The organism is Pseudomonas shirazensis (assembly GCF_014268785.2).
GTDB classification, from domain to species: domain Bacteria; phylum Pseudomonadota; class Gammaproteobacteria; order Pseudomonadales; family Pseudomonadaceae; genus Aquipseudomonas; species Aquipseudomonas shirazensis.
Map to the genome: position 1 here is coordinate 1996793 of NZ_JABWRD020000001.1, position 25358 is coordinate 2022150.

Below are 25358 nucleotides of genomic sequence, written 5' to 3' on the forward strand. Positions count from 1 at the left end.
TCCTGAATCTGAAAATTAAAAATCGCGTCAGGTGCCGCACGCGGCACCGCTATATATAGTGGCTACAGGGTCAGGTCAAGCGCGCTCGACTAACCGCTGGCCTGTTCGGACGGGCCAAAAGGCCCCTCCTCGGCCGTGACCAGAGCAAAGCGCGGGACCTGCTCGCCGTCAACTTCGACCGATTCTACAAACATTGCCAGGGGTCGCACCCACAGCCCGTAATCACCATACAGGCATTGGTAGAACACCATCCACTCTTCGCTTTCAGAATGGCGGGCTGCGCCGAACACACGATACTCAGGCCCTTTGTAATGCCGGTACACGCCTGGCTGTATGTGCATGTTGCTGACCCTCGTGATAAATCCTGTAAAAAACAAAAACCGGGGCACATGGCCCCGGCTGCTGTCTTGCGCCGCGATCAGACGCGTTCGAAGACAGTGGTGATGCCTTGGCCCAGGCCGACACACATGGTGGCGACGCCGAGGGTACCGCCATTCTGCTTCATGACGTTGAGCAAGGTGCCGGAAATTCGCGCACCAGAGCAACCAAACGGATGACCCAGGGCAATGGCGCCGCCGTGCAGGTTAACCTTCTCATTCATCTTGTCGAGCACTTTCAAATCTTTCAGCACCGGCAGGGCCTGTGCAGCGAAGGCTTCGTTGAGCTCGATGAAGTCTATATCGGCCATGCTCAGGCCGGCACGCTTGAGCGCTTTCTGCGTCGAAGGCACCGGGCCGTAACCCATGATCGCCGGGTCGACACCGGCCACCGCCATCGAGCGAAGCACCGCCAGCGGCTGGATGCCCAGGTCCATGGCGCGCTGACCGGACATGACGATCATGCACGAAGCGCCATCGGTAATCTGCGACGAGGTACCGGCAGTGACGGTACCACCTTTGGGGTTGAACGCAGGCTTTAGTGAGGCCAGGCCTTCTAGGGTGGTTTCCGGACGAATGGTTTCATCGAAGTCAAAGACCTTGAGGAAGCCGTTCTCGTCATAGCCCTGCATCGGGATGATCTCGTCCTTGAACTTGCCCTCGACCGTGGCCTTGTGCGCCAACTGGTGCGAACGCACAGCGAAAGCATCCTGTTGTTCGCGGCTGATGCCGTGCATTTTGCCGAGCATCTCTGCAGTCAGGCCCATCATCCCGGAGGCCTTGGCAGCGTGCAAGGACATGTGCGGGTTGGGGTCGACACCGTGCATCATGCTGACGTGACCCATGTGTTCGACACCGCCGATGACGAATACGTCACCGTTGCCGGTCATGATCGCCTGGGCAGCCGTGTGCAGTGCGCTCATCGACGAGCCGCACAGGCGGCTGACGGTCTGCGCCGCCGAGGTGTGCGGAATCTGGGTCATCAGCGAGGCCATGCGGGCAATGTTCCAGCCCTGCTCCAGGGTCTGGTTGACGCAGCCCCAGATCACGTCCTCGACTTCTTTCGGGTCGACCTTGTCGTTGCGCTCGAGCAACTTGCTGATCAGGTGCGCCGACATGTCTTCGGCGCGGGTGTTGCGGTGCATGCCACCCTTGGAACGACCCATCGGGGTCCGACCGAAGTCGACAATCACCACGTCTCTTGGATTCAGGCTCATATCAATACTCTCGCTCTAACTCGTTGGGCGCTCAGTTGAAGAAACGCTGGCCGGTCTTGGCCATTTCGCGCAGCTTCGCGGTGGGGTGGTACAGCGGCCCCAGGTCGGCGTACTGGTCAGCCAGGGCGACGAACTCGGCAACCCCGATCGAGTCGATGTAGCGCAATGCACCACCGCGGAAGGGAGGGAAGCCGATGCCGTAGACCAGGCCCATGTCGGCCTCGGCTGCGGTTTCGACAATGCCGTCTTCCAGGCAGCGGACGGTTTCCAGGCACAGCGGGATCATCATCCAGTTGATGATGTCCTCGTCACTGACTTCACGCTGTTCGAAGACAATCGGCTTGAGCACTTCGAGCACGCTCTCGTCGGCAACCTTTTTCGGCTTGCCGCGCTTGTCGGTCTCGTACGCATAGAAACCCTTGCCGTTCTTCTGGCCCAGGCGCTTGGCCTCGTACAAGGCGTCGATGGCGGTGCGGCGATCGTCCTTCATGCGGTCCGGGAAGCCTTCAGCCATGACGTCGCGGCCGTGGTGGCCGGTGTCGATGCCGACCACGTCCATCAGGTACGCAGGACCCATCGGCCAGCCGAATTTCTCCATGACCTTGTCGATGCGCACGAAGTCGACACCGGCGCTGACCAGGCGAGCAAAGCCGCCGAAATACGGGAACAGTACGCGGTTGACCAAGAAGCCTGGGCAGTCATTGACCACGATCGGGTTCTTGCCCATTTTCTTGGCATAGGCAACGGTGGTGGCCACGGCCACTTCGCTGGACTTCTCGCCACGGATCACTTCCACCAGCGGCATCATGTGCACCGGGTTGAAGAAGTGCATGCCGACGAAGTTCTCCGGACGCTTGAGGGCCTTGGCCAACAAGTTGATGGAGATGGTCGAGGTATTGGAGGCGAGAATCGCGTCCTCTTTGACCTGGCCTTCGACTTCGGCCAGAACGGCTTGCTTGACCTTGGGGTTCTCGACTACAGCTTCGACCACGATGTCGACATTGGCGAAGTCGCCGTAGGACAAGGTCGGGCGAATCGCATTGAGCGCCTCGGCCATTTTCGCCGGGGTCAGGCGACCCTTCTCGACACGATTGCCGAGCAGCTTGGAAGCTTCGTTCAGGCCCAGCTGGATGGCATCCTCGCGGATATCCTTCATCAGGATCGGGGTGCCTTTGACCGCCGACTGGTAGGCGATACCACCGCCCATGATGCCAGCGCCGAGTACGGCAGCCTGCTTCACGTCATTGGCGATCTGGTCGTGCGCCTTGGCCTTGCGCTTGAGCTCCTGGTCATTCAGGAACAAGCCGATCAGGCTGGCAGCGACGGGCGTCTTGGCCAGTTTGGCAAAGCCTGCAGCTTCCACTTCCAGCGCTTTGTCACGACCGAAGTTGGCGGCTTTCTGGATGGTCTTGATCGCTTCGACCGGCGCCGGGTAGTTAGGCCCGGCCTGGCCGGCAACAAAACCTTTGGCGGTTTCGAAGGCCATCATCTGCTCGATGGCGTTGAGCTTGAGTTTTTCCAACTTGGGCTGGCGCTTGGCCTTGTAGTCCAGTTCACCGCTGATGGCGCGCTTGATCAGGTCCAGCGCTGCAGCCTGCAGCAGCTCCGGGGTGACCACGGCATCGACGACGCCAACCTTGAGGGCGTCTTCGGCGCGGTTTTCCTTGCCCGAGGCAATCCACTCGATGGCATTGTCCGAGCCGATCAGGCGCGGCAGGCGCACGGTACCGCCAAAGCCTGGGTAGATGCCCAGTTTGACTTCCGGCAGGCCGATCTTGGCGGTGTTGGACATCACCCGGTAATCAGCTGCCAGGCACATTTCCAGGCCGCCACCCAGCGCGATGCCGTTGATCGCGGCAACAGTAGGTACGCCGAGGTCTTCGAAATCACTGAAGATGCGGTTGGCCTCCAGGTTGCCAGCGACCAGCTCGGCCTCGGGCAACTTGAAGTTGTCGACAAACTCGGTGATGTCGGCGCCGACGATGAACACATCCTTGCCACTGCTGACGATGACGCCCTTGACCGAGGCGTCGCTCTTGATGGCGGCCACGGCCTGACGCAGATCGTCCAGGGTCAGGCGGTTGAACTTGTTGACGGACTCACCCTTGAGGTCGAACTTCAGTTCGACGATGCCGCTTTCAAGAGCCTTAACCGTGATGGCTTTACCTTCGTAAATCATCAACTGATCTCCACGATATGGAAGCTAAACTGTACACGCCGGACGCTGGCTAAACCCTGTCACAACAGCGGCTTGGTCAGGCACACCCGTCAGCGCGATAGTCGGGATTGGCATGAACGGCGCAACATACAAACGCTCAATTCATACGCCCGTTTGATTTGGGTACGCACACATTCTCCGAAAAGGTCGGCGTTGTCAAATCCTCCCTGAAGAGGTGAAAACGCGACTTTCCGGTCATTTTGTAGTGACTAGGTATCAACCTTGATGACAGTGATCGCCAGCCATTCATGCCAGCGATAAAGCCTTGGCGGGCAACAGAAGCTGCGGCAGGCACCCGGCAAAAACTACGCAGCAGGCTATAGTCAGTCTCTCAAGCAAAGTATCCCGGCCTGCCTGGCCTTTCTGCGGCAGCAGAACGCATCGCGGGGCACACCTGCCGATCCGCCACCTGAGCATGGGTGGCGGATCGGCAGGTATGCCCCGCGATGTCGTTATGAAGGGTTAAGCGAGGTCTTCGAGGGTTTGCGCAATGTTCTGCAACACAGATTCATCACCGCGCTCGCCCCAGTACAAGGCAACCATTTGCGTGGTGGCTTCAATCATGTAGACATTGCCAGGCAACGCCGCCAAGGCCTTGGCCAGACACGGATCTTCGCAAGGTTCACGCCACTTGTTCCACCACACCCCAGGGCTGACCTGCCAATACGCCCAGCAGTCATCCCGGCCCTTGCGCCGCGGCCGGTGGTACTGCGGGCACGGGCTTGGTGGCTGCTGCTCGAGCCAGTGCGGCCACTGCTGTGGCGCCAGCTGCATGGCCAGACCAATGCGCCTGCCGGCCAGGCGCAGGCTCATCTGCTCGCTCTGTTTACGTGATGGACGCAGCCAGGCAAGTGGGCTGAGAATCAGCGCAAGGATTGACACCACCAGCCATACCGTCATATCTGTAGATCCCATAAAGCGTTGCAAATGAGCTGGTTAGCCAGGTTTCACGGTAAACCGCCACAAAGCGACCATACTTCTACTATCGCGATTGTCAGGAGCACCTCCAATGTCCTACGAACATCTTCTGGTTGCTGTCGACCTCACCGAAGAATGCGATCCGGTGATCAAACGCGCCAAGGCAATCGCTTCGGCGAGCGGCGCCAAGGTATCGCTGGTGCATATCGTCGAACCGATGGCCATGGCCTTTGGCGGCGACGTACCGATGGACCTGTCGCAGCTGCAGCAGCAGCAGTTCGACCAGGCCAAGGAACGCATGGATCGCCTGTTCAACAAGTATCCGGATATCAACCGCGGTGACTCGCACCTGGTCTACGGCCAGCCGCGCCAGGAAATCCACCAGTTGGCCAAGGATCAGAAGTGCGACCTGATCGTGGTCGGCAGCCACGGACGCCACGGCCTGGCACTGCTGCTAGGCTCCACCGCCAACGATGTGCTGCACGGCGCGCCGTGTGATGTGCTGGCAGTACGCCTGCTGAAGAAAGACTGAAAAATGCACTGACGCCATCGCGGGCAACCCCCGCGATGGCTGATGGCCGCTTAGCCTTCCAGCTCTGCCCAGCGCTCGACCAGGACATCCAGCTCGCCCTGTAGCTTCTCGAGCTTGGCCAGCACCTCGGACGTCTCGCCGATCGGGCGCTGGTAGAAGTTCGCCGAAGCCACTTCTTCCTGAAGCTTGGCCATGGCTTTCTCGATCACGTCGATCTGCCCTGGCAACGCCTCCAGCTCACGCTGCAGCTTGTAGCTGAGCTTCTTCTTGCTCGCCTCTACCGGTGCAGCAGCAACTGGCGCGGCCACATCGGCAGCCTTTTCGACCACGGCGCTGTTGAGCTCGGACTTGCCACCCTTGCTTTCGGTGACGCCCAGCAGCTTCGGCGAGCCGCCCTGACGGATCCAGTCTTCGTAGCCGCCGACGTATTCCTGAACCTTGCCGCCGCCTTCGAACACCAGCGTACTGGTCACCACGTTATCGAGGAAGGCCCGGTCATGGCTGACCATCAGCACGGTGCCCTTGTAGTTGCACAGGACTTCTTCGAGCAGCTCAAGGGTTTCCACATCGAGGTCGTTGGTCGGTTCGTCCAACACCAGCAGGTTGGCTGGCTTGCTGAACAGCTTGGCCAGCAGCAAACGCGCACGCTCACCTCCGGACAAGGCCTTGACCGGCGTCCGGGCACGCTGCGGGCTGAACAGGAAGTCGCCCAGGTAGCTCAGCACGTGACGGTTCTGGCCGTCGATTTCGATGAAGTCGCGCCCCTCGGCGAGGTTCTCGATCACAGTCTTTTCCAGGTCGAGCTGGTGGCGCATCTGGTCAAAATAGGCCACTTCCAGCTTGGTGCCGCTCTCGACCTTGCCCGACGTCGGCTGCAAGTCACCCAGCATCAGTTTGAGCAGGGTGGTCTTGCCGGTACCGTTGGCGCCGAGCAGGCCAATCCGATCCTGACGCTGCAGGACCATGGAGAAGTCCTTGACCAGCATCGGCCCGTTCGGGTGCGAGAAGCTGACGTTCTCCAGCAGCATCACTTGCTTGCCGGATTTTTCCGCGGTGTCGATCTGGATGTTGGCCTTGCCCTGACGCTCACGGCGCTCACCACGCTCGACGCGCAGCTCCTTGAGCGCACGGACGCGGCCTTCGTTACGGGTGCGGCGGGCCTTGATGCCCTGGCGAATCCACACTTCTTCCTGGGCCAGGCGCTTGTCGAACAGCGCGTTGGCGGTCTCTTCGGCCGCCAGCGCGGCCTCCTTGTGCACCAGGAAGCTGGCGTAGTCGCCGTTCCAGTCGATCAGCCCACCGCGGTCCAGTTCAAGGATGCGGTTGGCCAGGTTTTGCAGGAAGGAGCGGTCGTGGGTGATGAACAGCACCGCTCCGCCAAAGCCGCTCAAGGCCTCTTCCAGCCAGGCAATCGCACCGATGTCCAGGTGGTTGGTTGGCTCATCGAGCAGCAGCAGGTCAGGCTCGGAAACCAGCGCCTGGGCCAACAGCACACGGCGACGCCAGCCACCGGAGAGCTCGGCCAGGGTCTTGTCGGCAGGTAGTTGCAAGCGGCTCAGGGTGCTGTCGACCACTTGCTGCAAACGCCAGCCATCGCGCGCTTCGAGCTCGTGCTGGACGTGCATGAGCTTGTCCAGATCTTCGTCGTTATGGATGTTCTGGCTCAGGTGGTGATACTGCGCGAGCAGCTCGCCTACGCCGTCCAGGCCAGCCGCGACCACGTCGAACACGGTCCGCTCGTCGGCCACCGGCAGTTCCTGCGGCAGCTCGCCGATTTTCAGCGCGGGTGCGCGCCAGACCGAGCCGTCATCAGGCTTTTGCTCGCCCTTGATCAGGCGCAGCATGCTCGACTTGCCGGTACCGTTGCGGCCGATGATGCACACCCGCTCACCTCGGGCGATCTGCCAGGAAACCTTGTCCAGCAGCGGCATCGCGCCGAATGCAAGGGACACATCGCTTAATTTGAGCAGGGTCATGATCATCTCCAAAAACTGGGCGCGTATTCTACCTGACTTGACCCTCGCCAGCACTACGTCAGCGTGTGTATCAAGGCTTTGCGATATCCGGTCGCCGATAACACCCCGATACAACCGCAGTGCTTTCGCCGGTAGCCGGCAACCGGCTAAGCTAACGCCATACAACAGTGCTGGCACCGCCGTCACTTTCCCATGGTTCAACTGCCCGGACGTATCATGCGCAGCCGCCTGTTACAGATTGCTTCATGCCTGCTGCTGACTGCCGCCACCGCGAGTGCGGCACAGGCCATCGACCTTAGCCAGCAGCGTCAGTACTACGACGAAGCCAAACGCGCCCTGGCCAAGGGCGACAAAGGTCCCTACCTGCGCTACTCGCAGGCCCTCAGTGACTATCCGCTGACCCCGTATCTGGCGTACGACGAACTCACAGCTCGCCTGAAGAGCGCCAGCAACGAAGAGATCGAGGGCTTTCTGGCCCAGCACGGCGACCTGCCGCAAGCCAACTGGATGAAACTGCGCTGGTTGCGCTGGTTGTCCGAGCGCGGCGAGTGGGCCACCTTCGCCAAGTACTACGACCCCAAGCTCAACTTCACCGAGCTGGACTGCATCAACGGCCAATACCAGCTCAGCACCGGCAAACGCGCCGAAGGCTTTGCCAGCGCTGCGAAGCTGTGGAACGTGGGCAAGTCGCAACCTGCTGCGTGTGACACGCTGTTTGCGATGTGGGCGGCCGAAGGTCAGCTCACCGAAGCCAGACGCTGGGAGCGAGCCAAACTGGCAGCACAGGCGCGCAACTACCCATTGGCGAACAATCTGGTCAAGACCCTGACCACCCTCGCCCCCCAGGGCCAATTGCTGATCGATGTGGCGCAGAAGCCCGAGCTGCTCAACCAGCCGTCGCGTTTCACCCCGGTCAACGAGGCAATGTCCGACGTGGTCAGCCTAGGCCTGCGCCGGCTGGCACGCCAGGACCCAGAGCGGGCCATGGCGCTGCTCGATGACTATGCCCAGCGCATGCATTTCTCGCGCGACGAAAAGGTTGCCATCGCCCGCGAGATCGGCCTGACCCTGGCTCGCCGTTACGACCCGCGCGCGCTCGACCTGATGACCCGTTACGATCCGGAGCTGCGGGACAACACCGTCAGCGAATGGCGCCTGCGCCTGCTGCTGCGCCTGGGCCGCTGGGAAGATGCCTACGAGCTGACCAAGCGCCTGCCGCAGGAGTTGGCCACCAGCAGCCGCTGGCGCTATTGGCAGGCGCGCAGCCTGGAACTGGCGCAGCCGAACAACGCGCAGATCCCGTTGCTGTACAAAGCGGTCGCGCGTGAACGTGACTTCTATGGCTTCCTGGCCGCAGACCGGGTGCAGACGCCCTACCAGCTGAACAACAAACCGCTGATGCTCAGCCCGCAGCTGGTCAACAAGGTGCGCAACACCCCGGGCGTGCGCCGCGCACTGGAATTCCATGCCCGCGGCCAGATCGTCGAGGGCCGCCGCGAGTGGTACCACGTCAGCCGCCACTTCAACCGCGACGAAATGGTCGCCCAGGCCCGGCTGGCCTACGACCTGCGCTGGTACTTCCCGGCGATTCGCACCATCAGCCAGGCGCAGTACTGGGACGACCTGGATATTCGCTTCCCGATGGCGCACCGCGACACCCTGGTGCGCGAAGCCAAGATCCGCGGCCTCCACTCCAGCTGGGTGTTTGCCATCACCCGCCAGGAAAGCGCGTTCATGGAAGACGCCCGCTCGCCGGTGGGCGCCAGCGGCCTGATGCAGCTGATGCCAGCCACCGCCAAGGAGACTGCACGCAAGTTCAGCATCCCGTTGGCGTCACCGGCTCAGGTACTCAACCCGGACAAGAACATCCAGCTCGGCGCCGCCTATCTGAGCCAGGTACATGGTCAATTCAACGGCAATCGGGTGCTGGCATCGGCCGCCTACAATGCCGGGCCAGGGCGCGTGAGGCAGTGGCTCAAAGGCGCCAAGCACTTGAGCTTTGATGTCTGGGTCGAGTCGATCCCGTTCGATGAAACCCGCCAGTATGTGCAGAACGTGCTGTCGTACTCGGTGATCTACGGGCAAAAGCTCAATTCACCGCAGCCGCTGGTGGACTGGCACGAGCGTTACTTCGACGACATGTAATCGAGCCACCCAAGCTCAAGCCCGCCGCCATCGGCTGCAGCGGGCTTGAGCTGGCGGCTTACTCCAGCACTTCTACCGGCATGCCCACGGCAATCTCACCCGCCCCATCCACCGCCAGATTCTGCCCGAACAGCACATCGCCATCACGCTCACGAAACGTCTTCAGGGTGACCAGCGGTTCGCGGTCAGCACTGCGCTCGCCCGTGTGCGGGTCAAGGGTAGTGAATATGCAACGAACGCTCGGTTTGAGGATGCGATAAGTCAGCACACCGATGCGGATCCGCTTCCAGCCGTCTTCGGCAAACGCTGCGCTGCCCTGCACCACCAGATTGGGTCTGAAGCGCAGCATCTCCATCGGCCGGCCAACCCGCCGGCTCAGCTCATCCAGTGAACCCTGGCCGATCAACAACAACGGAAAGCCATCCGGAAATGCCGCACGGTCGCTGTTCAAGCCATAGCCGCTGGGCAGGTAACGCGCGCGCGGCTCGGGGCAATACACCAGTCGCACCGGCTTGCCGAGCAGTTGGCTCAACCACTGCGCAGCAGCGTCGCCTGCGTCTGGCACGCGCAAGGTGTCGCGCCAGATGGTCACACCGCGCAAGTCTTCGTCGTCCGCCGGCACGGCGACCAGCAGCGGCGCCTGCCCTGGCGTCTCCAGCAGCAGATCGCCACTGGCAGCGACCGTGGCACTGAGCTGACTCAGCAGTGGCCAGGCGCGCTGGGTCAGGAAGCGTCCGTTGTCCTCCTCTACCACCAGCCAGCGGCGGTCGCCTTCCAGGCCGAGCAGACCTACCGGCGAGGCCTGCAGGCTTTGCGCCCGACACGACTTCACCGGATACCGATACAACTCACTTACAAACATCCCTGCCCGCCTCATGCCAGTGCAAAAACGCCTAGCTTATACCCAGCAGGACGCGCGCAGGTATCAGGCCGGCGCGTGATCAAGCATCAGGCGCTGCCGCACCACCTCTACCAGACGGTCTGGCTGGAATTTGGACAGGAAGTTGTCACAGCCGACTTTTTTCACCATCGACTCGTTGAAGCTACCCGACAACGAGGTATGCAACACTACGTACAGGCCACGCAGACGCGGATCGCTACGGATCTCGGTGGTCAGGCGGTAGCCGTCCATTTCCGGCATTTCAGCGTCGGTGAAAATCATCAGCAGTTTTTCACACAGGTCTTCACCGGCATCTGCCCAGGCCTTGAGCATGCGCAAGGCCTTCAGGCCATCGCTGGCCACATGCAGTTTGACGCCCAGTTGCGACAAGGTATCGCGCAACTGCGCCAGGGCCACGGTGGAATCGTCTACCAGCAATATTTCGCGGCCACGCGCCTTGGCCAGTACCGGATCGGCAAGCTTGTCGCCGGATACCTTGGCGTTGTATGGCACGATTTCGGCCAGCACCTTCTCGACGTCGATGATCTCGACCAACTGTTCTTCGACCTTGGTGATCGCCGTCAGATAATGCTGGCGACCGGCACTGGTCGGCGGCGGCATGATGGCTTCCCAGTTCATGTTGACGATGCGATCGACACCTCCAACCAGAAACGCCTGCACCGAGCGATTGTACTCGGTGACGATGATGGTGCTGTCCGGACCTGGCTGCAGAGGGCGCATGCCAATCGCCTGGGACAGGTCGATCACCGGCAAGGTCTGCCCGCGCAGGTTGACCACCCCACACACATAAGCGTGACGCTGCGGCATCAAGGTCAACTTGGGCAGCTGCAGCACTTCCTGCACCTTGAACACGTTGATGGCGAATAACTGACGGCCCGCCAGACGGAACATCAGGATTTCCAGGCGGTTCTCACCTACCAGTTGCGTACGTTGGTCTACAGTGTCGAGAATGCCAGCCATTGGAAGCCCCCAGGCGCGTATCGGGAAAATGTAATCATCTGCTCTGTATCGGCGGGTCAACCGGCAGCTTGACCCTCGTCAGCAAATCCAGATCAGGCGATTGATATCATTTTACCATCATGCTTTACTGCTTCGACACTTTCAGCAACACCTGTTACGGCGGGGTAACCAGCAACGCCACTCAGGGTTTCCCCTATGCCGCAATCAGGCCTAACCTGATGTTCGCGATATCCATTAGCCATTAATGTGACGCCATTCTCATTGCATGAATGGAGTCAGGCTTTTGCTAGCAATCGTTTCGGTGTTGCCCAGCCCGCTCCAGCCCACCGTGCTGGAGGCTCAGGATGGATAGCTGCGTGCCGCCCGGCGCCGAGCTGCCGGAATTCCTGCGGGATGCACAGCGCTTGTTGAGCCAGGCGCAGGAGTGCCTGCTACACCTGCAACTGATCGACAATGATCCAGATGCCTGCCGGTGCCTCAACGACACCCTTACCAGGCTGGCCAAGCGCGCCGAGCAACTGGGCCTTGACGAGGTCGCCCATTACAGCTCCGCGCTGCACCATCTGCTCGCACCTGCCTGCGGCCAGCGACACCTGCACAGCACAGCACTGCCGGCAGTCGAAGCCTGCCTGAACCTGCTGGACTGGCAACTGGAGCTGATCGATGCCCAAACCGGACAACTGAACCTGGACCGCAGCGAGCAGGCAGTGCTTCTGGATGATCTGGCCAGCGCCCTGCAAGGGTCAGCCAGGTCGCCATCCGAATCACCGCCAAACGTACAGTAAGTTCGGCATTCGTCTGCAACTAACTCAATCACGCTGCATTTATCAGCCAGACACTTGGCAAGTTTCGACTGGCCGCTTGAGTAATAGTTGTTAGTTGCAGTACTCGATTATGCACGCACTTGCCAATGCTGGCTTTTTGATAGTTAGGCCAGACCCGGCCAGATCGTTTCGAGCCCGTGAATACGGCGGTTTGAGACCCCTGAGCAAGGCGACCAAACACAACTTAAGTGATACCATGCGCGCCAATGAATGCAGCCCATGCAGATAGCCGTCAATTGAACAGATGCTTTTAATTGATTGTGAGCAGGACGCCAAAGCCGCTGACTAGACACGTGCAAGGCCTCCAATAGCATTAACTCAGTGGCTTTCCAATTTATGTTCCCACGTTTGAATCTTACCCCGCGCCACTGCTCTCGCAACGCCGTGGCTCGCTGGACGACCGCGGCGCTATGCGTGGCGTCACTGAGCGCTAACGTGGCACTGCACGTAAAAGCCGTGCCGATGCCGATCGGCCTGATCCTGCTGCAGATGGCGGCCCTGCTTGGCGCCGCCTGGCAATGGCACCAGTGGGCCCGCTCGATCAGCCTGCGCCCCGCAGAACTGGCCGAGCGCATGCTCAAGGTCCAGGAGAACGAACGCCAGCGTCTGAGCCGCGAATTGCATGATGATATCGGCCAATTGCTCACAGCAGCGAAGCTACAGTTGGACTGGCTCCAGCGGCGCCTGCCAAGCGAGCTGCTGAGCCATGCCAGCAGCTTGCGCAGCACCCTGGATGAGGCCTTGAACAGCGTGCGTGATGTTGCCGCCCTGCTTAATCCGCGCCAGCTGGCCAGCCTCGGCTTGGAAGCCAGCCTGCGCGAGCACCTGCTGCGCACGCTGAACGATAGCGAGGTGCAGTGGAGCCTGGAGTGCAAACAGCGCCTGACCGGGATCAACGACGACATCAGCATGGCTGCGTTTCGCATCACCCAGGAGGCTGTCACCAACATGCTGCGCCACGCCGGCGCGCGCAATCTGCGGGTACTGTTGCAGCGCACCGCTGCGGGGCTGGCCTTGACCATCGAGGATGACGGCTGCGGTTTCATCCCCAACAGCGATCCGGCTGCGGCCGGTCAGCGCGGCATGGCCGGCATGCATGAACGCGCCCGGGCGTTGCACGGTAGCCTGAGCGTTTACAGCCAACCGGGACGGGGCGCCCGGATCGAGGCCATGCTGCCGTGGCCAGCCCGCACCCAAGAACGCGCCAGGACCTTTGCCAGCCATGACCTGTAGATTACTTCTGGTCGATGACCATTCGCTCATTCGCGCGGGTGTGCGCGCGCTCGTGGCGGACATCGCTGGCTATACGGTGGTTGGTGAAGCGGATGACGGCGGCCAGCTCAACGCGCTTGTCGCACAGCTGCAGCCGGACATCGTCCTGCTGGATATCTCCATGCGCTCCACCAGCGGCCTGGACGCACTGACCCAACTGCGTGCCAGCGGGCATCCCTGTAAAGTACTGATTCTGTCGATGCACACTGATCCGGAGCTGATCATGCGTGCGCTCGAATGCGGTGCGCATGGCTACTTGCTCAAAGACACCAGCGCTGTTGAACTGGAGCAGGCGCTGAGCGCCTTGCGTGGGGATGAACGCTATCTCAGCCCAGCGATCGCTCACACAGTGATCAACCAGGCCTTACTGCGCGCGCAGAACAGCCGCCAAAGCATCAACGACCGACTTAACCTCACTGCACGCCAGCTGGAAATCCTGCGCTTGATCGTACGCGGCAAATCAACTCGGGAAATAGCCGGCGGCCTGGGCCTGTCGATCAAGACCGTGGAGACCCATCGCTCTCAGATCATGAAGCGCCTGCAGATTTACGACGTCGCAGGCCTGGTGCTGTTCGCCGTGCGCGAGAAGATCATCAGCCTGGACGACTGAGCAGCGGTGAATCGGCTGGCAGGTGCACACGCAGTGCTGCCGGGACCGCTTCGAAGCGCAGACTTTCGCCGTGCATCGGCTCACCATCCAGGTTGATATCCAACCCCTGCGCACTTTTTACCTCGACCCACGGCAGGCGAGCACGCACGTACAAGCCCTCACCACCGATCAGCTCTTTCAGCGCACCGACCACCTCCTGCGGTGCGGGCAAGATGCCGATATCGAGCAGACCGTCGTCAGCCAGCGCCTCGGGGCACAGCTCATGCCCACCTCCGGCCTGGCGGCCATTGCCGATACCCAACGCCAGCACCTCGCCTTGCCAGTGAAAATCCGGCCCGGTCAGCTCGACTGCAGCGGCCTGCAGCTCAGTGAAGCGTGACAGCCCGGTGAACAGGTAAGCCGCAGCACCGAGAACCTTCTTCAGGTCCTCAGAGGTGTTGGCGGTAACCTGGCTACCGAAGCCGCCGGTGGCCATGTTCAGAAACAACTGATCACCGGCCCGCCCCAGGTCGATGGCGCGTGCGGGCTGGTCCAGCAAGGCCAGCGCCTGGGCTGGTTCCAGCGGTATTCCGGCCGCTTTGGCGAAGTCATTGGCAGTGCCCAGTGGCAACAGCACCAGGCTGGCCTCTGTCGCGGCCAGGCCCATGGCTTCGGCGATATCGCGAAGGGTGCCATCACCACCACCGGCGATGATGTGGCTGTACTCTGCTGCCAGGGCTTCAGTGACCAGCCGCTGGGCGTCGCCGCCCTCCCAGGTCAGGCGCACATCGATCTGCCAGCCTTGCTCGCGCATGATGCCCACAGCGGCTCTGACATCCTCGTTCATGGCTTGCTTGCCATGCAGCACCAACATCGCCTTGCGCTCGCTCATCCGTTCCACTCCGCAAAAATACCTATCCCAATCTCGACCATGGCCGAGGGCAAAGTGCTGCATACAAAGAGCGCTTGCGTCAGAAAATAAACGGGTTTAACACAAATGCCATTGAAAGCCGGGGCGAGCAAGCGCATCATCGACAAATAATTGGCCATCACGGATGAGGTCACTAATAAATGTCGGTTTTTTGACTTATTGCCTCGCCGTACATCTGACAGATCGCCTGATTCTATGGCGAAGTCCCTTTGATCGCGCTGCCCCCAGCGCCCCCGCTTCGAGGCTGTGATAATGAGCGTTCTGATCCCTTGCATCATTGCTGGCGGTGCCGGCACCCGATTGTGGCCGGTTTCCCGTGAAGCCATGCCCAAACCGTTCATGCGCCTGGCCGATGGTGAAAGCCTGCTGCAGAAGACCTTCGTGCGTGCCAGCGCCCTGCCGGGTGTCGAGCGCGTGCTGACCGTGACCAACCGCGACGTGCTGTTCCGCACCCAAGATGAATACAACCGGGTCAACAGCTTCAATGTCGCGCTGGACTTCATCCTCGAGCCATGTGGGCGCAACACTGCGCCGGCCATCGCTGCCGCTGCGCTGCACTGCGCCAAGCAGTACGGTGAGGATAGTCTGCTGCTGATCTTGCCGGCAGATCATTTGATCGAAGACATCCCAGCCTTCGAACAAGCGGTCGCCCAAGCGGCGCAGCTGGCCCATGACGGCTGGTTGAGCACCTTCGGCCTGGTGCCCAGCCGTGCTGAGACCGGCTTTGGCTATATCGAGCAAGGCGAGACATTGGGTGAGCGCGCGTACAAGGTCGCACGCTTTGTCGAAAAACCGGACGCCGCGACCGCTCAGGGCTACCTGGACGGCGGCCGCCATCTGTGGAACGCCGGCATGTTCTGCCTGCGCGTCGACGCCGTGCTGCGCGAGTTGCAGACCCACGCGCCCGAGGTGCTGGAAACCGTCGCCCATTGCCTTGAGCAGAGCGTCAGCAAACAAGGTGAGCGTGCCCTTCAGGTAGAACTGGACCCGGACACGTTCGTTCTGGCGCCGGACATCTCCATCGACTACGCGTTGATGGAGCGTTCCAGCCAGGTTGCAGTGGTACCGTGCGAGCTGGGCTGGAGCGATATCGGCAGCTGGGAAGCAGTACGCGAACTGCGCCAGACCGACGCTCAGGGCAACTACGCCAACGGCGAGACCGTACTGCATGATGTGAGCAACTGCTACATCGACTCGCCGCGGCGCCTGGTCGGCGGGGTGGGCCTGGACAACCTGATCGTCATCGACACCCCCGATGCGCTGCTGATCGCCGATGCGGCGCGCAGCCAGGAAGTCAAGATCATCGCCCAGCAGCTCAAGCGCCAGGGCCACGAAGCCTATCGCCTGCACCGGACCGTGACCCGGCCATGGGGCACCTACACCATCCTCGAGGAAGGTGCGCGGTTCAAGATCAAGCGAATCATGGTCCGCCCCGGCGAATCGCTGTCGCTGCAAATGCACCATCACCGCAGCGAGCACTGGATCATCGTCAGCGGCATGGCCTGCGTGACCAACGGTGACGAAGAGTTTCTGCTCGACACCAACGAGTCGACGTTCATCAAGCCAGGCCGTACCCACCGCCTGACCAACCCAGGGGTGATCGACCTGGTGATGATCGAGGTGCAGAGCGGCGAGTATCTGGGCGAAGATGACATCGTCCGCTTTACTGATATATACGGACGCGTCCCGGAAACAGCCATCGGCTGATACCGTGCGGGCGCGCCTTGCCATCCATGACCCAACCGTCAGCGAGGATTTGGGGCGATGCGCATACTTTGGACCTTGCCCTACCTGCCCTGGCCAACCACCAGTGGCAGCAAGACCCGGCAATACCACCTGCTGCGCGAACTAGCGCAGCGTGGTCACCGGATTACCTTGTTGGTGCAGTCCAAGGTGCCCCTCGGCGACGCCGCCCGCACTGCCCTTGAACCGCTGCTCGAGCGGCTGATCGTGCTGCCCAGGCGCGCGCTGCACAGCCCGCTCAACCTGCTTGCCTCACCGATCATCGATTACCCCATGCGGGCGATCATCCATGGCCTGGCACCTGCCCTGCGTCATCAATTCGAACAACTGCTGGACGAACCCTGGGATGTGATCCAGATCGAGCACAGCTACAGTTTTCAGCCTTTCGAAAAAGCCCTGCAGGCCCGCGGCCTGCCCTACATGCTCAGCGAACACACGCTCGAGTCGGTGATGGGCGCAGCCTGTCACGACCGTCTGCCGCTGTGGCTGCGGCCTCTGAACGCCTTCGACCGCTGGCGCTACCGGCGCTGGGAGCAGCGGGTGCTGCGCCAGCCCACAGAGGTGGTAGCAGTAAGCCCGCACGATGCCGAGCTGATCAGCCAGATCAGCGGCAGGCCGGTCGATGTCGTGGTCAACGGCGTTGATTGCGACTACTTCGAACAGGTGCGCCCCGCCACGCACAGTCAGCGCCTGCTGTTTGTCGGCAATTTCGAGTACGGCGCCAACCTCGAGGCTATCGAGTGGGCGCTGGAAGAAATCCTGCCGCAGGTCTGGCAGAGCAACCCCGCCGTGCGCCTGGCGATTGCCGGGCATGCCCTGCCAGCGAGCTGGAAGCTGCACTGGAACGACCCGCGCATCGAATGGATCGGCTACCGCCCCGACCTGCGCGAACTGCAGCGCCGCTCCGCGCTGTTTTTTGCCCCGCTACGGTATGCCGGCGGCTCCAAAGTGAAGATTCTCGAAGCCATGGCGGCCGGCCTGCCGGTGATCACTACCAGCAAGGGTGTGTCGGGACTGGCGGTCAACAACGGCGAGCATTATCTGGGCAGCGATGACAGCGGACAGTTGGCGTTGCAGATCACCCAGTTGCTCAATCAGCCGTGGCGGATGTGTCAGCTCGGCGAAAGCGGCCGCCAGTTCACCCGCCAGCGGCATGACTGGAGCGTCGTCGCGCAGCAGCTGGAGAACGTACACACGCGCTTGACCCAGACGCTGCCAAGCACCGCCCCAGCGCCAACGGCGGTGATTCTGAGGCGCTCAGCCAAGTAGTTCGCTTAGGGGAATGAAATTGACGTTGTCGCCCTGTTGCGGGGTGCTGCCTTCGCGCACTTCGACCAGACCTTCAGCCCACGCCGCGCTGCGCAGCACACCCGAACTCTGGTTCTTGTAAATGCGCACGCGGCCGTCTTCGATACGGGCGCGCAGGTACTCGCGGCGCGTCCCGGCCTTGGGCCAATCGAACCCGGCCGGCACGCTGAACTGCAGCGGTGTGACAGTTGCCACGCCCTGGCGACGCAATAGATAAGGTCGCGTCAGCAGGCCAAAGGTGACCAGGGTCGAGGCCGGGTTGCCAGGCAAGCCGATCACCGGCACACCGCGATAATGGCCAAAGGTAAGCGGTTTGCCGGGTTTGATCGCCAGCTTCCACAGCGCCAGCTCGCCGGCTTCACGCAGGGCGATGCCGAGATAATCAGCCTCGCCTACCGAAACCCCGCCTGTCGAAAGAATCAGATCAACGTCAGCCAACCGCGCCAGGCAGTCGCGGGTCAGTTGCAGGTCGTCAGCCAGGATACCGGCATCAACCACTTCGCAGCCCAGCCGCTGCAGCCAACTGGCGAGCAGGCGACGATTACTGTTGTAGATCTGCCCCGGCCCCAGGGGCAAACCCGGCTCGACCAGTTCGTCACCGGTCGACAGCAGCGCCACGCGCACCTTGCGCACCACTTCAAGGCGCGCATGGCCAAGCGTCGCCGCCAGGCCAAGTTCAATCGGCCCAAGCCGAGTGCCAGCGCTCATGACCTGCTCGCCAACGCGGGTTTCCTGGCCCTGCGGGCGAATATTCTGGCCCACCCGCAACGGCTCGCTGAAGGTTACCCGGCCGTCATCCAGCACTTGGGCGTTTTCCTGCATTTCGACACAGTCGGCGCCCTCGGGTAGCGGCGCGCCGGTGAAAATCCGCGCACAGGACCCGGCCTGGAGCGGCTGCGGCGCATGCCCTGCAAAGATCCGCTGGCTGACCGCCAGCGGCTCGCCGTGCCAGTCGGCCAGGCGCAGGGCGTAGCCGTCCATGGCGCTGTTCGGCCAGGGCGGCAGGTCCAGGGCGGCCACCAGCTCGGTGGCCAGCACGCGACCTTCAGCGTCCGCCAAGGCAACCCACTCGGTGTCCTTGATTGGCGCAGCTTCGGCCAAGGCCAGCAGACGTTGCAGGGCCTCTTCGACCGGCATCAATGGCCGGCTCGGGGCGGGTTCAACCACGGCTGTCACAGGCCGCTGCCTGCTTCAGATGAGGGACAAAGTTGCACGGGCGATGACGCGCGTCGAGCTGTTCGGCAAGAATGCCGTCCCAGCCGGTGCGCACGGCATTGGTCGAACCCGGCAGGCAGCACACCAGCGTGCCATTGGCCAGACCAGCCAAGGCCCGGGACTGGACGGTCGAGGTGCCGATGTCGGCAAGCGATATCTGCCGGAACAATTCGCCAAAGCCATCGACCTGTTTATCCAGCAGGCAGGCGACCGCCTCGGGCGTGCTGTCACGGCCGGTGAAGCCGGTACCGCCGGTGATCAACACCACCTGCACCTGGTCGTCAGCAATCCAAGTCGCAACCTGAGCGCGAATCCTGTACAGGTCATCCTTGAGCAGCACCCGCGCGGCCAATTGGTGACCAGCCTCGGTGAGACGGTCGACAAACACCTGGCCAGAGGTGTCGGTTTCAAAAGTGCGGGTATCGCTGACCGTGAGCACGGCAATGTTCAGCGGCACGAACGGGGTGTCTGCCTTGGCTTTCATAGGGGCTCCAGCGCAGGGAAGGAAGAAGATGGCGCCTGTTATATCACAGCCCGCACAGCGCCGAACGCGACGCTTGTTCTCGGTCAATGTCAGCCTGCTGTGACTATGCTGCACTGGCTGAGGAACTTGCGCGGACACACCGCGTCATAAAACCATCAAGCACCATCGACAGGAGAGACACGATGATTCAACGGACCCTTCCCGCCTTTATTCTTGCACTTGGCCTCGGCGCCCTCGCTGGCTGTGCCTCGCCAACGGTCATCACCTTGAACGACGGCCGCGAAATTCAAGCGGTAGACACCCCAAGCTATGACGAAGATGCCGGCTTCTACGAATTCGAGCAGCTCGACGGCAAGCGCGCCCGGATCAACAAAGACCAGATCCGCACGGTCAAAGAGCTCTGATCTGAGCTTGGTATCCAAGGCCGCCCGCGCACCCTGTGCAGGGGCGGCCTTTTGTCACTTGGATCTGTAACCTGGATCACACCCCCAGTTGCGCCGTGACCTGGCCCAACTGCCCGGACAACCCATGCAAGCGCTGCCCAGCCTGCTCGGTATGCTCGACCGCCTGCTGATTGGCCGTGGCGATGCGAGTGATTTCGATCAAGTTGCGCGAGATGTCCTCGGCCACGCTGGTCTGTTCCTCGGCTGCCGTTGCAATCTGCCGATTCATATCGCGAATCGCCTCGACCGCCTGGGTAATCCGCTGCAGCATCTGCCCCGCATGCTGGACTTGTTCGGCGCCCTCCTCGCTGCGCCGCTGGCCGCTCTCGATAGCCTTGACCGCCTCCACCGCTCCTGACTGCACCGCGTCGATGATCTGATTGATCTCGGCAATCGAAGCCGCCGTGCGCTGGGCCAGGCTGCGTACTTCATCGGCCACCACGGCAAATCCGCGCCCGGCCTCTCCGGCACGAGCCGCTTCAATCGCGGCGTTGAGTGCCAGCAGGTTGGTCTGTTCGGCGATCCCGCGGATGACTTCAAGCACTTTGCCAATACGCGTGCTGTCGTGCTCCAGGTCGCGAATCACTGCAGCGGTACCGGCAATCTCGCGGTTGACCCCGGCAATGGTGTCGATGGTTGCCTGCATCACCTGCTCGCCCGCCTGGGCACTGTGATCGGCATCGTCGGCAGCGTGGGCGGCCTGGGCAGCATGGCGCGCGACATCCTGCGCAGTCGCCGACATTTCATGCATGGCCGTGGCCACCTGATCGGTGCGCTGGAACTGATCCTGGGTGCCCCGCGCCATGTCGCCGGCAAGGTTGCGCAGCTGGCCACTGGCGCCTTCCAGTTCTTCGGCGTTGTCCTTGAGCCGGCCGATGGACTCGGCAAGAAAATCACGCAAGGTATTGGCCGCACGCGCCAGGCGCCCGAGCTCATCTTTACGGCGATCATCAACACGGGCGGCGAAACGTCCTTGGCTGAGCTGGGCCACATAGTCGATCAACTGGCGGATTGGCTCGATCAGGCTGCGGTTTACCAGCCACAGGCTGAGCAACCCCACCAATATGGCTGAGCCAAGCATGACCAGCAGACCGATCCACACGGTACGCTGGGCGCTGTCATTGATCATCGCCGCACGCTCGCGGGCCTCACTGCGCAGTTGCTCAACCAACGCGCTCATCTGCTCACTGGCGGCGCGGTCGACACCCTTGACTGCAGCATCGCCTGCCACCGGGTCGCCGCCGGCGGCCAGAAACGCCTCACGCCCTTTGCTGTAGGCCTGGCCCAACTGGCGATGGCTGTCGCGCAGCTGCCGCAGTGGCGCCGTCAGCTCGCCATCGCTGTCTGCCAGCAACTGCGCCAGCAGGGTCTGCACCTGCTGCTCGCGGCTCTGAAACTGCTGCCAGTACTTGTCCAGCTCGGCCGGTTGGCGGCCGCGCAGCAGCACGTTCTTCCACTCCTGCACCTGGATCTTGAATTGCAGATTGGCCTCGTCGATCAACTGTGACGCGCGCAATGGCCCATCGACCAGCTCGGCATAGCTGCGCACGCTGGACGACAGGAACTGGAAGCAAACCAGCGCGATCAGCAGCATGGCGATCAGGCTGCCGCCCAGCAGAGAGAGAATTTGCACGCGAAGGGATGTACGCAACATGCGGGTCTCGAGAACAAGGAGAGAAGAAAACGGCGCTGCAGGCAGCACCACGACAGACATCCATGTCCTCGTTCGCAGGGCAAAAAAAAGCTGCCATCAGTCGATAGCAGCCAGGTCGAGCACTTACGCTGAAGCAGATAATCTCAGGCCATTGCTACAGAAATGTGACAGATCAGCGACGTGCCTCCAATTTCAGCTCGAGGTGAACTGCAACTGCGCCAACCGCGCATATAGTGGGCTTTCTTCGATCAACTGGCGATGGCTGCCCACCGCCACGATCTGGCCCTTGTCGATCACTGCGATACGATCAGCATGCTGCACGGTGGCCAAGCGGTGCGCGATCACCAGGGTGGTACGGCCCGCCATCAGCGCGGGCAGCGCCTGCTGGATCAGGTGCTCGCTCTGGGCGTCGAGGGCACTGGTGGCTTCGTCGAGCAACAGGATCGGCGCATCCACCAGCAGCGCCCGGGCAATCGCCAGGCGCTGGCGTTGACCACCGGACAAGCCGACCCCGCCTTCCCCAAGCAAGGTCTGATAACCCTGCGGCAGCTGCTGGATAAACTCCTCGGCATGCGCCCCGCGGGCCGCGGCCTGCACCTCGGCGAAGCTGGCATCGGGGCGGCCATAGCGAATATTGGCCTCAACCGAGCCGCGAAACAGCGCAGGGTTCTGCGCCACCATCGCGAACTGGCTACGCAACAACAGTGGGTCGAGACTGGTCAATGCCTGGCCATCGAGGAGGATGCTGCCTTGTTGCGGGTCATAGAAACGCAGCAACAGGTCAAACAACGTCGACTTGCCGGCGCCGGACGGACCAACCAGCGCCAAGGTCTGGCCCGGTTCGATCAGCAAGCTAAGGCCATCGAGCGCCGCCACGGTCGGCCGCGACGGGTAGGCAAAGCGCACCTCGCGCAGCTCGATGCGACCGCTGGCGCGCGTGTCAGCCAGGCCCGCGCTCAGCGCCGGCGGCAGGATCGTACTCTGCGCTGCCAGCAACTCGGCGATCCGCTCTGCCGCCCCAGCCGCGCGTTGCAGCTCGCCGATCACCTCGCTGAGGGTGCCAAACGCGCTGCCGACGATCAGGCTGTAGAACACGAATGCGGCCAGCTCGCCACCGGTGATACGCCCGGCGATCACATCCATGCCGCCCACCCAGAGCATTACCCCGACAGCGCCGAGCACCAGCACGATGACCAGCGTGATCAGCCAGGCCCGCTGGGCAATCCGCTGCCGCGCCACATCAAAGGCCGCCTCGACCGTGTCGGCAAACCGTTCACGGTCGAGGTTTTGGTGGTTGTAGGCCTGCACGGTCTTGATCTGGCCGAGGGTCTCTGCGACATAACTGCCGACATCGGCGACCCGGTCCTGGCTCTGCCGCGACAGGCTACGCACCCGTCGGCCAAACAACAGGATCGGCGCCAGCACCAGCGGCAGTGCCAGCACGACGATGCTGGTGAGCTTGGGGTTGGTGATGAACAGCAACACCACGCCGCCAATCACCATCAAGGCGTTGCGCAGGAACATCGACAACGACGAGCCGATCACCGATTGCAACAAGGTGGTGTCAGCGGTCAGCCGCGACTGGATTTCCGAACTGCGGTTGTCCTCGAAAAAGCCCGGATGCAGACCGACCAGGTGATCGAACACGGCGCGGCGGATATCGGCCACGCAGCGCTCGCCGATCCACGACACGAGGTAGAAGCGACTGAACGTGCCGATCGCCAGTGCCAGCACCAGCAACATGAACAAGCCGAGGGTCTGGTTGAGCTGGTGCGCAGAACCGGTCATGAAGCCTTGATCGACCAGCAGGCGAATGCCCTGGCCCATCGACAAAGTGATCGCAGCGGTGACGACCAGCGCGAGCAGTGCCAGTACCGCCTGCTTGCGGTAGGGACGCAGAAACCGCCAGCTGAGGCGCAAGGCGCGGCGCTGACGTGAGGAGACAGGTTCGGTCATGACTCAGATCATTCAGGCGAAGAAGCAGCAAGCCTACCATCCATCTGCACAGTCTGAACTTTGCAGCGGTTGTCAGGATCGCAGAAAAGGACATGCCATTGGCCAGCACAGCAGAGCACAGTAGCAATAGCTTATGGTTCTAAGGTGGTAGTGGAGCTTTGCCGAGCTTTCTGTTGGACTAGAGCAGTCGTGGCGGCACAGACAATGTCATACGTCAGTCACGACCCGTGGATAGGCTTGGTTTGAACCTGATGAGGAGACAGCACATGCAGCAACACAGTGAAACGCTCGCCAACCAGCAAGCGCAACCGCAGCCGATTTGCGGTTCGATCATCGACGACCAGGGCCGCGAAGTGGCAATTACCCCTGAGATGATCAAACAAGCGTGTGAAGAGCTGGAAAAGAGCCGAGTGGCGCTTGCCGAGAAGAATTGATTGGATCACAGCAGCGCGGCGCTCAGTTAGCTAATTGGAGCGCTGCGCGGGCTGGATTGGGGCCGCCAAGCGGCCCCTGCTTTACTACACGACTGGCTAAACCAGCACCGCCCCCAGCGCACTGATCATCTGCGCCAACTGCGCCGACTCGCCGCGCACCTTCACTGCCAACCCTTCGATTTCCCTGCGCACCGGGTAATGCTTGCGCAGCAGGTCAAAGGTTGCTCGCTGTTCGATCGGATCCTCGCTCAAGCTACGGCGCATGTCGGCATCGTCGCGGCGCGGGTCGTAGACTGCTCGGCAGACCGTCGCCAAGGCCAAGGCCGGATCACTGGCCGCATTCAGTTCTATCTGGACCAGGTCGCGTTCCGGCAGCAGATCGGCCAACTGCACAGGCGCCGGCACGCCGCGCCACTGGCAAAATGCCTGATAGATCTGCGCCGTACCGCGCTGCTTGCCGTCGAGGCTGTAACCGGCAATGTGCGGCGTCGCCAGCGTGCACAGGTCGGCCAGTTGCAGGTCAACCTGAGGTTCACCCTCCCACACATCCAGGACCGCGTGCAGATCGTCGCGCTGCAGCAGCAACTCACGCAGCGCCTGGTTATCCACCACCGGCCCGCGACTGGCGTTGATCAGCCACGCGCCCGGGCGTAACCGCGCCAGTTGCGGGGCGCCGAGCAAGTGCCAGGTGGGGTGTTCGCCGCCGCGCTGCAGCGGGGTATGCAGGCTGATCACATCACACTGCTCGAGAACGTGATCGCGGCTGACGAAATCGCCGCCTTCCGCCGCCTGTCGCAGTGGGTCACACACCAGTACTTTCCAGCCCAGGCCATGCAGCACCCGCACCAGACGCTCACCAACCTGCCCGGCACCGACCACGCCATAGACCCGCTCGGCGAGGTTTTCACCCTCGAGCTCGGCCAGGGTCAGCAAGCTGCCCAACACATAGTCGACCACGCCACGGGCATTGCAGCCAGGGGCGCTGCTCCAGCGGATACCGGCCTCGGCGAAGTAGTCCAGATCCAGGTGATCGGTGCCGATGGTGCAGGTACCGACAAAGCCGACCTTGCTGGCTTGCAGCAGTTGCCGATTGACATCGGTTACCGAGCGCACCAGCAGCACGTCGGCATCTTGTACGCACTGAGCATCGATGCTGCGGCCAGGGTAGCGGCGGATCTCGCCGAAACCGGCAAAAAACGCGTCGAGCAGCGGGATGTTTTCGTCGGCAACTATCAGCATGGCGCTCTCCTGTCAGGGGTCC

General features: G+C 62.0%; 22 protein-coding genes and 1 pseudogene. 9 read left to right on the forward strand and 14 right to left on the reverse strand.

What is annotated here, in order from left to right; all coding sequences use genetic code 11:
- Positions 1-89: 89 nt before the first annotated feature.
- The 4 genes from HU736_RS09140 to HU736_RS09155 all read right to left on the reverse strand — a co-directional run bounded on the left by HU736_RS09140 (position 90) and on the right by HU736_RS09155 (position 4712).
- Positions 90-341, reverse strand: coding sequence for a DUF1653 domain-containing protein (locus tag HU736_RS09140; RefSeq protein WP_103438027.1), 252 nt, complete (start codon positions 339-341; stop codon positions 90-92).
- 77 nt (positions 342-418) lie between these two features.
- Positions 419-1594 carry an acetyl-CoA C-acyltransferase FadA gene (gene fadA / locus HU736_RS09145; protein ID WP_101321208.1) on the reverse strand — a complete coding sequence of 392 codons (1176 nt, stop codon included), beginning with the start codon at positions 1592-1594 and terminating at the stop codon, positions 419-421.
- A 31-nt stretch (positions 1595-1625) separates the two neighbouring features.
- Complete coding sequence (gene fadB / locus HU736_RS09150) at positions 1626-3773, reverse strand: fatty acid oxidation complex subunit alpha FadB (RefSeq protein WP_186699556.1); 2148 nt, start codon at positions 3771-3773, stop codon at positions 1626-1628.
- Between the two features lie 501 nt (positions 3774-4274).
- A complete protein-coding gene (locus tag HU736_RS09155; protein WP_186699558.1) occupies positions 4275-4712 on the reverse strand; it encodes a hypothetical protein in 438 nt (145 codons plus the stop codon).
- Between the two features lie 109 nt (positions 4713-4821).
- Between HU736_RS09155 and HU736_RS09160 the strand changes: the two genes are divergently transcribed.
- Complete coding sequence (locus HU736_RS09160) at positions 4822-5262, forward strand: universal stress protein (RefSeq protein ID WP_101321214.1); 441 nt, start codon at positions 4822-4824, stop codon at positions 5260-5262.
- A gap of 50 nt (positions 5263-5312) precedes the next feature.
- On the opposite strand, the gene HU736_RS09165 is transcribed toward HU736_RS09160, so the two are convergent.
- Complete coding sequence (locus tag HU736_RS09165; RefSeq protein WP_101321216.1) at positions 5313-7238, reverse strand: ATP-binding cassette domain-containing protein; 1926 nt, start codon at positions 7236-7238, stop codon at positions 5313-5315.
- 216 nt (positions 7239-7454) lie between these two features.
- Here HU736_RS09165 and HU736_RS09170 point away from each other — a divergent pair, with 216 nt between their 5' ends.
- Positions 7455-9383, forward strand: a complete 1929-nt coding sequence (locus HU736_RS09170; RefSeq protein WP_186699560.1) for a transglycosylase SLT domain-containing protein — start codon at positions 7455-7457, stop codon at positions 9381-9383.
- A 58-nt stretch (positions 9384-9441) separates the two neighbouring features.
- Here HU736_RS09170 and HU736_RS09175 read toward each other — a convergent pair whose 3' ends face one another.
- Both HU736_RS09175 and HU736_RS09180 read right to left on the reverse strand, forming a co-directional pair.
- Positions 9442-10245, reverse strand: a complete 804-nt coding sequence (locus HU736_RS09175) for an MOSC domain-containing protein (RefSeq protein ID WP_186699562.1) — start codon at positions 10243-10245, stop codon at positions 9442-9444.
- 63 nt (positions 10246-10308) lie between these two features.
- Positions 10309-11244, reverse strand: coding sequence for a chemotaxis protein CheV (locus tag HU736_RS09180; protein WP_101321223.1), 936 nt, complete (start codon positions 11242-11244; stop codon positions 10309-10311).
- A gap of 344 nt (positions 11245-11588) precedes the next feature.
- On the opposite strand from HU736_RS09180, the gene HU736_RS09185 reads away from it, so the two are divergent.
- The 3 genes from HU736_RS09185 (at position 11589) to HU736_RS09195 (ending at position 13950) form a co-directional block, all read left to right on the forward strand.
- The gene (locus HU736_RS09185; RefSeq protein WP_103438032.1) at positions 11589-12029 is read left to right on the forward strand and encodes a histidine kinase; all 441 of its coding nucleotides are present in this window, start codon (positions 11589-11591) and stop codon (positions 12027-12029) included.
- Between the two features lie 375 nt (positions 12030-12404).
- Positions 12405-13301, forward strand: a complete 897-nt coding sequence (locus tag HU736_RS09190; protein WP_103438033.1) for a sensor histidine kinase — start codon at positions 12405-12407, stop codon at positions 13299-13301.
- The gene (locus HU736_RS09195) at positions 13291-13950 is read left to right on the forward strand and encodes a response regulator (protein WP_103438034.1); all 660 of its coding nucleotides are present in this window, start codon (positions 13291-13293) and stop codon (positions 13948-13950) included. The genes HU736_RS09190 and HU736_RS09195 overlap by 11 nt, the downstream gene beginning before the upstream one ends.
- Here the strand turns inward: HU736_RS09195 and yegS are convergent.
- The gene (gene yegS / locus HU736_RS09200; protein WP_186699565.1) at positions 13934-14821 is read right to left on the reverse strand and encodes a lipid kinase YegS; all 888 of its coding nucleotides are present in this window, start codon (positions 14819-14821) and stop codon (positions 13934-13936) included. The genes HU736_RS09195 and yegS overlap by 17 nt on opposite strands.
- Before the next feature lie 291 nt (positions 14822-15112).
- Between yegS and HU736_RS09205 the strand changes: the two genes are divergently transcribed.
- Both HU736_RS09205 and HU736_RS09210 read left to right on the forward strand, forming a co-directional pair.
- Positions 15113-16567, forward strand: coding sequence for a mannose-1-phosphate guanylyltransferase/mannose-6-phosphate isomerase (locus HU736_RS09205; protein ID WP_186699567.1), 1455 nt, complete (start codon positions 15113-15115; stop codon positions 16565-16567).
- A 57-nt stretch (positions 16568-16624) separates the two neighbouring features.
- On the forward strand, positions 16625-17872 hold the full coding sequence (locus HU736_RS09210; RefSeq protein WP_186699569.1) for a glycosyltransferase family 4 protein: 1248 nt from the start codon (positions 16625-16627) through the stop codon (positions 17870-17872).
- Here the strand turns inward: HU736_RS09210 and HU736_RS09215 are convergent.
- Both HU736_RS09215 and moaB read right to left on the reverse strand, forming a co-directional pair.
- The gene (locus tag HU736_RS09215; RefSeq protein ID WP_103438038.1) at positions 17861-19048 is read right to left on the reverse strand and encodes a molybdopterin molybdotransferase MoeA; all 1188 of its coding nucleotides are present in this window, start codon (positions 19046-19048) and stop codon (positions 17861-17863) included. The genes HU736_RS09210 and HU736_RS09215 overlap by 12 nt on opposite strands.
- A 22-nt stretch (positions 19049-19070) precedes the next feature.
- On the reverse strand, positions 19071-19610 hold the full coding sequence (moaB, locus tag HU736_RS09220) for a molybdenum cofactor biosynthesis protein B (protein WP_103438039.1): 540 nt from the start codon (positions 19608-19610) through the stop codon (positions 19071-19073).
- 182 nt (positions 19611-19792) lie between these two features.
- Between moaB and HU736_RS09225 the strand changes: the two genes are divergently transcribed.
- Positions 19793-20014, forward strand: coding sequence for a YgdI/YgdR family lipoprotein (locus HU736_RS09225; RefSeq protein ID WP_103438040.1), 222 nt, complete (start codon positions 19793-19795; stop codon positions 20012-20014).
- Between the two features lie 76 nt (positions 20015-20090).
- Here HU736_RS09225 and HU736_RS22165 read toward each other — a convergent pair whose 3' ends face one another.
- From HU736_RS22165 to HU736_RS09235, 3 genes and pseudogenes are all read right to left on the reverse strand, one after another.
- A complete protein-coding gene (locus HU736_RS22165) occupies positions 20091-20858 on the reverse strand; it encodes a methyl-accepting chemotaxis protein (RefSeq protein ID WP_371411615.1) in 768 nt (255 codons plus the stop codon).
- Between the two features lie 165 nt (positions 20859-21023).
- Positions 21024-21767: pseudogene (locus HU736_RS22170) on the reverse strand (methyl-accepting chemotaxis protein); the annotation flags it as partial.
- A gap of 132 nt (positions 21768-21899) precedes the next feature.
- The gene (locus HU736_RS09235) at positions 21900-23663 is read right to left on the reverse strand and encodes an ABC transporter transmembrane domain-containing protein (protein WP_186699573.1); all 1764 of its coding nucleotides are present in this window, start codon (positions 23661-23663) and stop codon (positions 21900-21902) included.
- Between the two features lie 266 nt (positions 23664-23929).
- Here HU736_RS09235 and HU736_RS09240 point away from each other — a divergent pair, with 266 nt between their 5' ends.
- A complete protein-coding gene (locus tag HU736_RS09240; RefSeq protein ID WP_181003811.1) occupies positions 23930-24097 on the forward strand; it encodes a PA1571 family protein in 168 nt (55 codons plus the stop codon).
- A gap of 96 nt (positions 24098-24193) precedes the next feature.
- Here HU736_RS09240 and pdxB read toward each other — a convergent pair whose 3' ends face one another.
- Positions 24194-25336 carry a 4-phosphoerythronate dehydrogenase PdxB gene (gene pdxB / locus HU736_RS09245; protein ID WP_186699575.1) on the reverse strand — a complete coding sequence of 381 codons (1143 nt, stop codon included), beginning with the start codon at positions 25334-25336 and terminating at the stop codon, positions 24194-24196.
- Positions 25337-25358 lie beyond the last annotated feature (22 nt).

Bases quoted from the DNA above. Each gene is read 5' to 3' on its own strand.
- HU736_RS09155 (WP_186699558.1), bottom strand. From the start codon at position 4,712: ATGACGGTATGGCTGGTGGTGTCAATCCTTGCGCTGATTCTCAGCCCA.
- HU736_RS09240 (WP_181003811.1), top strand. From the start codon at position 23,930: ATGCAGCAACACAGTGAAACGCTCGCCAACCAGCAAGCGCAACCGCAG.
- HU736_RS09225 (WP_103438040.1), top strand. From the start codon at position 19,793: ATGATTCAACGGACCCTTCCCGCCTTTATTCTTGCACTTGGCCTCGGC.
- HU736_RS09185 (WP_103438032.1), top strand. From the start codon at position 11,589: ATGGATAGCTGCGTGCCGCCCGGCGCCGAGCTGCCGGAATTCCTGCGG.
- HU736_RS09210 (WP_186699569.1), top strand. From the start codon at position 16,625: ATGCGCATACTTTGGACCTTGCCCTACCTGCCCTGGCCAACCACCAGT.
- HU736_RS09160 (WP_101321214.1), top strand. From the start codon at position 4,822: ATGTCCTACGAACATCTTCTGGTTGCTGTCGACCTCACCGAAGAATGC.
- pdxB (WP_186699575.1), bottom strand. From the start codon at position 25,336: ATGCTGATAGTTGCCGACGAAAACATCCCGCTGCTCGACGCGTTTTTT.
- HU736_RS09175 (WP_186699562.1), bottom strand. From the start codon at position 10,245: ATGTTTGTAAGTGAGTTGTATCGGTATCCGGTGAAGTCGTGTCGGGCG.
- fadA (WP_101321208.1), bottom strand. From the start codon at position 1,594: ATGAGCCTGAATCCAAGAGACGTGGTGATTGTCGACTTCGGTCGGACC.
- HU736_RS09165 (WP_101321216.1), bottom strand. From the start codon at position 7,238: ATGACCCTGCTCAAATTAAGCGATGTGTCCCTTGCATTCGGCGCGATG.
- HU736_RS09180 (WP_101321223.1), bottom strand. From the start codon at position 11,244: ATGGCTGGCATTCTCGACACTGTAGACCAACGTACGCAACTGGTAGGT.
- HU736_RS09190 (WP_103438033.1), top strand. From the start codon at position 12,405: ATGTTCCCACGTTTGAATCTTACCCCGCGCCACTGCTCTCGCAACGCC.
- HU736_RS09235 (WP_186699573.1), bottom strand. From the start codon at position 23,663: ATGACCGAACCTGTCTCCTCACGTCAGCGCCGCGCCTTGCGCCTCAGC.
- HU736_RS09205 (WP_186699567.1), top strand. From the start codon at position 15,113: ATGAGCGTTCTGATCCCTTGCATCATTGCTGGCGGTGCCGGCACCCGA.
- HU736_RS09170 (WP_186699560.1), top strand. From the start codon at position 7,455: ATGCGCAGCCGCCTGTTACAGATTGCTTCATGCCTGCTGCTGACTGCC.
- fadB (WP_186699556.1), bottom strand. From the start codon at position 3,773: ATGATTTACGAAGGTAAAGCCATCACGGTTAAGGCTCTTGAAAGCGGC.
- HU736_RS09215 (WP_103438038.1), bottom strand. From the start codon at position 19,048: ATGCCGGTCGAAGAGGCCCTGCAACGTCTGCTGGCCTTGGCCGAAGCT.
- yegS (WP_186699565.1), bottom strand. From the start codon at position 14,821: ATGAGCGAGCGCAAGGCGATGTTGGTGCTGCATGGCAAGCAAGCCATG.
- HU736_RS09140 (WP_103438027.1), bottom strand. From the start codon at position 341: ATGCACATACAGCCAGGCGTGTACCGGCATTACAAAGGGCCTGAGTAT.
- HU736_RS22165 (WP_371411615.1), bottom strand. From the start codon at position 20,858: ATGGCGCGGGGCACCCAGGATCAGTTCCAGCGCACCGATCAGGTGGCC.
- moaB (WP_103438039.1), bottom strand. From the start codon at position 19,610: ATGAAAGCCAAGGCAGACACCCCGTTCGTGCCGCTGAACATTGCCGTG.
- HU736_RS09195 (WP_103438034.1), top strand. From the start codon at position 13,291: ATGACCTGTAGATTACTTCTGGTCGATGACCATTCGCTCATTCGCGCG.